Origin of the sequence: Haloferax profundi (genome assembly GCF_001469865.1) — an archaeon.
Classification (GTDB): domain Archaea; phylum Halobacteriota; class Halobacteria; order Halobacteriales; family Haloferacaceae; genus Haloferax; species Haloferax profundi.
In genome coordinates this window covers 1-2428 of record NZ_LOPV01000224.1, presented here as the reverse complement: position 1 = coordinate 2428, position 2428 = coordinate 1, and the positions used below count along the sequence as shown (strand labels likewise).

General features: G+C 63.8%; 1 protein-coding gene and 1 pseudogene. Both read right to left on the bottom strand.

The features are described from left to right. Window positions 1-233, bottom strand: a pseudogene (locus AUR66_RS11255) (hypothetical protein); the annotation flags it as partial. A gap of 85 nt (window positions 234-318) precedes the next feature. Next, window positions 319-2428 (bottom strand): heavy metal translocating P-type ATPase (locus AUR66_RS11250; RefSeq protein WP_058572501.1); only part of this gene is annotated, 2110 nt, incomplete at its 5' end.

Sequence of the window (2428 nt, the reverse complement as noted above, 5' to 3'; positions counted from 1 at the left end):
GAGAACACGTGGCGCGTTCCACTTCCGAGTCGGTACTTCAGTTCGACAGCGTCGGCACCCCCTCCGCGCAGTTTGAGGTTCAACGCCGAGTCGAGTGGCGAGAGGTACACGTCAGTCCGCTGTGACGCTTCTACGTCCCCGAACCCAGAGGCCCACTCACGGAGGGACTGCGGTGGTGACCCAGTGCCGAACCACCGAACCTCCAGCGAGTTCGTCTCGTCTGTCTGTCCCATGTGAAGACCCCACGTGACGCGAACACGTAGTTTGATACCCAAAACAGCACCCACAGTCCCGAACGAGAGTGGACGAGTTTCTCAGCTATTCGACAGACTCGCCGGCGTCGCCCGGACGAATCCGGGCCAGTCGCATCGCGTTCCCGGTCACACCGAGTGTCATCCCGGCGTCGCCAGCGAGGACGGCGAGTGCGACGCTGACGTACCCGAACGGAACTCCGACGGCGAGGACGGCCTTGATGGCCAGCGACGCCCAGATGTTCTGGCGGATGACGTGGTTCGCCTGGTGCGACAGTTCGTAGAGGTAGGGCAATTTCGACAGGTCGTCGGCCATGAGCGCGATATCTGCCGTCTCCAGTGCGGTGTCCGTCCCCGCGGCTCCCATCGCGATACCGACCGTCGACGTCGCCAACGCGGGGGCGTCGTTGATGCCGTCACCGACCATCGCAACCGAGTCGTACTCGTCGAGGAGTCCTTCCACGGCGGCAACCTTGTCCTCCGGAAGTAGTTCGGCCCGGAAGTCGTCGACGCCCACTTGTTCCGCGATGGCGCGTGCCGTCCCTTCGTTGTCGCCGGTGAGCATGACCACGGAGAGACCGAACTCGCGGAGTTTGGCGACAGTCGCTTTCGCGTCCGGGCGAACTTCGTCGGCGACGGCGACGATGCCTTCGAGTTCGTCTTCCGTCCCGACGAGGACGACAGTCTTCCCCTCGGCTTGCAGACGCGGAATCGTATCTTCGACGAGGTTGAGACACCCCTGTCTGTCGCAGAGTGCGCGAACGTCGTCCGAGAGCGTGTCGTCCGGGTGGGTGACGTGGACGTGGTCGAGGTGGAAGTCGAGTTCCTCGAAGAGACCAGGTTTGCCGGCGTAGTGCGGGACGCCGTCGAGTTCGGCGCGAACCCCTTTGCCGGTGATGCTCTCGAACCCGGACACATCCCTGCCAGCGATGTCGTTCCCGTCTGCGTGCGAGACGATTGCCTGACCGATGGGGTGTTCGCTCCGCGATTCGAGGCCCCGAGCACAACGAAGCACGTCGGACTCGGTGTTCCCGTTCAGCGGCACGACGTCGGTGACGGTGAGTTCACCCTTGGTGAGTGTCCCCGTCTTGTCGATGGCGATGGCTTCGACTGCGCCCATCGCTTCGAGGTGTGTGCCGCCTTTGATGAGGACGCCGTTTCGTGCCGCCGAAGTGATGCCGGAGACCACCGAGACGGGCGTCGAGATGACGAACGCACACGGACACGCGAGGACGAGCATCGTGATACCGTAGACGAACCACGTCACCCAGTCGAGACCGAACGCGAGCGGTGGAATCGCCGCGACGGAGACGGCGACGACGACCATGAACGGCGTGTAGTACGACGAGAAACGCTCGACGAACTGCTCGCGTTCGGTCTTGTTCGCCTGTGCGTCTTCGACCATCGAGACGATACGCGAGAGTGTGTCGTCGCCGGCGGCAGAGTCGACACGAACCTCCAGATACCCTGTCTCGTTGACGGTGCCGGCGTACACCTCGTCACCGCTGGTCTTGTCGACGGGGACCGATTCCCCGGTGATGGGCGCTTGGTTGACGGCAGTGTCGCCGGTGAGGACGGTTCCATCGACGGGTATCTTCTCGCCGGGCCTGACGACGACGGTGTCACCGACCACGACGTCTTCGACCGGAACGACTGTCTCGACACCGTCGCGCCGGACTGTCGCCTCGTCGGGTGAGAGGTCCATCAGTTCGCGGAGCGAGTTCCGCGTCTGGTCCATCGAGTAGCGTTCGAGGAGTTCAGAGACACTGAACAGGAACGCGAGCGTGGCCGCTTCGAAGTAGAGACTCGTGGGCGGCGAGATGAGACTCGCGGTGACGGCGCTGATAATCGCCGCCGACATCAGGAAGTCGATGTCGAGACTGCGGTTCCGGGCGGAGTAGTAGCCGTTTCGGAGGATGGCTTGCCCGCCGACGCCAGCACCGACGACGTAGAGGACTTCTGCGAGCGTGAACGAGACGCCGAGGAGCGACGCCACGACGAGTTCCAGACCGAGGAGGAACTCGGCGGCGATACCCGCTGCGAGGAACCCACCGCTCACCCATGTTTTCACCGCGCGCGTACTTCGCCAGACGCTCCGGGGTTCGGTCTCCGTCTCGGCGTCTTCGAGTTCGTCGGCGTCGGTTCCGGTGACCTCGTACCCGGCGTTTTCGACCGCT